The organism is Nocardia vinacea NBRC 16497, from assembly GCF_000308835.1.
In the GTDB taxonomy this organism is placed as follows: domain Bacteria; phylum Actinomycetota; class Actinomycetes; order Mycobacteriales; family Mycobacteriaceae; genus Nocardia; species Nocardia vinacea.
In genome coordinates, this window is sequence record NZ_BAGN01000341.1 from 1 (window position 1) to 3,219 (window position 3,219).

Sequence of the window (3,219 nt, forward strand, 5' to 3'; positions counted from 1 at the left end):
CATCGGCCAACGCGTGACCGGGCTGGTAGTCCGCCAGCGCGGAACGCGGCGCGGACTCGGTGGCCGGCTCCCAGGAACCGTTGCCGGTCATCTCCCGGGCCTGCTGCTGGCTGCGCCATTCGATGTCGCTGATCGCCATCGCGGCGACGCCCTGGCCCTGGCCGTGACGGACCTGGTCATAGAAGCGGCGCATATAGTCCGGCTCGCACTTCCAGTCGTGAAGCGCGAAATTCAAGTCGCACCAGGCTTGGCCCAGTTCGTCCTCGCGACCCGACCACCGCGTGTCGATCCCGCGGGCCTGGCTCAACTGCAGAACCCTCTGGTCCTCGGTTTCGGCATGCACAGAGGTTCGCCGCAGCTCTTCGACGCGGGCGAAGTCCGCGCGCATCAACACCTCCTCGGGGTTGGTGACCTTGGCGGCGTAGCGGTTGATGAACGGGTCATCGAGATCGTCGGTGTGGTTCATCGCTCCATCCCTGCTTCCCGGTCGTGTCCGTTGCGGGCCACGGCATCGGCCAACGCGTGACCGGGCTGGTAGTCCGCCAGCGGGGAACGCGGCGCGGACTCGGTGGCCGTGGCCTGGGCGTGGACGGCAGGCGCATCCTGGAGTGCCTGGATCGTCTCCAGCTCCTCCTGGCTGGCCCCGGCGGCGCGGAACACCTCATCTCGCGCCGCGTCCTGGCGGGCGCAGTACTCGGCGTGTGCTTCCATGCCTCGCCGGATCTGCTCACGAAGCTCCGCGGCTCGCTTCTCCTCGGCCTCCTTGTCGGCGAGCTCCTGGTTGATCCGCTCCCGGCCACCCTTGAGGCCATCGACAAGCTCTTCGGTCGCCTCGCGACGAACCTGAGCGGCCTGCCGCTCCGGGCTGCCGTAACGCTGCTCGGCCGGGGTGCGTTCGGCGACCTTGCGTACCGCCGCGTCCCGCTCAGCGCGCAGCTGGTCCCGCTCGGCGAGGGCCTGGTCCAGCTTGGCGGTGAGCCTGCTGTTGGTTTCACGCAACTGGGAGCGTTCGGCCTCCAGGCGGGCCTCATCGGCAGTGTCTTTCGCGTACTCATCGCGCCACTGATCACGTTCAGCGGTGAGCGTGGCCAGCTGCTGCGCGAGCTCGTCGCGTTCGGCAGTGGAAGCGGTGAGGTTCTTGACCAGCTCGGCGTTGCGGCCGACGAGCTGGTTGTTGTACTGGATCGAGAGCCGGTGCCGGTCCTTCAACGACGCCAACTCCCGGTCGCGCTCGGTCTCCGCCGTGCTGCTCGCCCGCTGCTGCGGCTGCACCGGGGATGTCGAGGTGTTGCGGGCCTCGATCCCGGCCTGCCACTGCTCCACTTCCTGGGCCAAGACGCCGCGGGCACCTTCGCTCCGGAACACCTGCTTCGGGTCCCGTTCGTCGTCGCCCTGGTAGGCGGCGATTTCGATGGTGGTTCCCGGTGCGGGTCGGATCGTGTCCAGCTGCTGGCGGGTCCACTTCGCCGCTTCGGCTTCACTGGGATGTGCGGCGGTCTCATACACCACCTGGTTCGCGTTCTCCGGCAGATAGGTGACGGCACTGCGGAAAAGCCCATCGCTGTGCCAGCGTTCGTCGATCTCCTCCATGACCTGCTCAGGAGTGCCCGAAGCGATGTAGGTCGGGACGTCCTCACCGCCCTGACGAGCCGCTACCGACACCGTGGTGTTCGGGGCGATCTTCAGATCGGCGACGGTCTCGCGCGCCCACCTGGCCGCGTTCTCGCGGTCGGCGTGCTGGCCAGACAGCACCGATACATCGTCGGCGCGCGGCTCCCGGCCCGCTCCGTGGAAGCGCACCGTGGTTTCCCAGTCGGTGTCGCGCAACTGTGCCGTGCGGCCGGTGCCCCACGGCGGGCTCACCGCCTCCTCCTCGATGTTGGCGCCACGCGCGGCACCGGGTCGACCGTTGCGGCCGGGATCTCCGAACGGCAACCGCTCACCCCGATCGCGGGCAGGCGCGGTGAACATCGCCGGCCTTTCGATGCCCGCGGTTCGCATCTCTCGCGCGACCTGTGCGCGATAGCGCAATGCCTCGATGCCTTTGACCTTGTTCGCGCGGTTGAACAGCCGACCATTGGTCTTGAACTCGGGAAACACTGTCGCGGCGTCCAAACCATCGAGCGCGATGCCCTGTTCGACCTGGGTCAGGTGCGGGTTGCGCAGGACCCGTTCGGTCATGTCGTTGCGGTGGCGAGCCAGCGCCTGGGCATCACGGAAACGGCGGTCGTGGTCGACGGTCGGGTCGTTGGCGCGCTGGTTCACCGCCAGCGCGTGCGCCCGATACCGGTCGACCGCCGTTTCGGTGTAGCCGAGATGGCGCTGCCGAGCGGCCAGCTGCTCACGGGCCTCCTGCCGGGTGATCAGGCTGATCTCACGGCGCGCGCGGCGACGCTCCAACCAATTCGATGCCTGCGCGTAATGACGCATCGCGGCCTGCATCGAGGCACTGAATTTCCGTGCCTCGCTGATGAATTCGTCTTCGACACTGCGATCGGACATGATCAGATCTCCTTAAAGGGGTGGGGAGTTTCGGGTCTGCGGTCAGAACGGGCAGTCATCCCACCAGGCCTCTCGCGCATGGCCGCATGAGCGAACCGACTCGACGCCGGTGTCGTCTTCCTCATCCGTAGCCGGGTGGGCGGTCTCGTCTTCTTCGGCGATGCGAATGTCACCGGCGAAGAAGACGCAGAAGTCGCGCCAGCCTTCCGGCCACAACCGCAACGTCCGTTCGACCACGGTGTCGTGGTCCAGGGCGTTGATTTCCTCGGTGTGCTCGGGCTCCCATAGCGGGTTCTGCTCCACACAGGCCCGCAGGTAGCCACGCGCCACCACCACCTCAGCAGCGGTCGCGAAGGGAATTTCGATGTGATGCAAGGGATTTCCTTCCAATCAGGGGTTATTTGGTGTCCGTCGTGGTGCGACGGGTCTCGTAGCGGGCGCGTCGCTGCGCCAGCTGCTCGATGTGACGCTTGATCCAGGTGCCGGCATCAGCGATGGCGTAGGCGAGCATCCGGACGGTCTCGATCGCGCCCGGTCGTCCGGCGCAGTGCCACCACGCGAACGCGGACAGGGCGAGCACGTAGAGCGCGAGCGGGCCGGGCAGCGGCAACACCGATACCGCGACCACGCCGCCGCCGGTCGTGGCGAGGGCCGGTCCCCACAGCCACAGCCAGTCACGGGTTTTCGTGATCCGGTCCATGTGCGGGGCGACGGTGC

4 protein-coding genes are annotated in these 3,219 nt (G+C 67.5%); all 4 read right to left on the reverse strand.

What is annotated here, in order from left to right; all coding sequences use genetic code 11:
• A partial coding sequence (locus ON44_RS33895; protein WP_040698210.1) for a hypothetical protein occupies nt 1–466 on the reverse strand: 466 nt, incomplete at its 3' end.
• Nucleotides 463–2,502: a coiled-coil domain-containing protein gene (locus ON44_RS33900; protein WP_040698212.1), complete on the reverse strand. Its 2,040-nt coding sequence runs from the start codon at nt 2,500–2,502 to the stop codon at nt 463–465. The genes ON44_RS33895 and ON44_RS33900, both read right to left, overlap by 4 nt.
• Nucleotides 2,503–2,544: 42 nt before the next feature.
• Nucleotides 2,545–2,877: a hypothetical protein gene (locus ON44_RS33905; protein WP_157187404.1), complete on the reverse strand. Its 333-nt coding sequence runs from the start codon at nt 2,875–2,877 to the stop codon at nt 2,545–2,547.
• 22 nt (nt 2,878–2,899) lie between these two features.
• Nucleotides 2,900–3,219 (reverse strand): hypothetical protein (locus ON44_RS33910; RefSeq protein ID WP_218007673.1); only part of this gene is annotated, 320 nt, incomplete at its 5' end.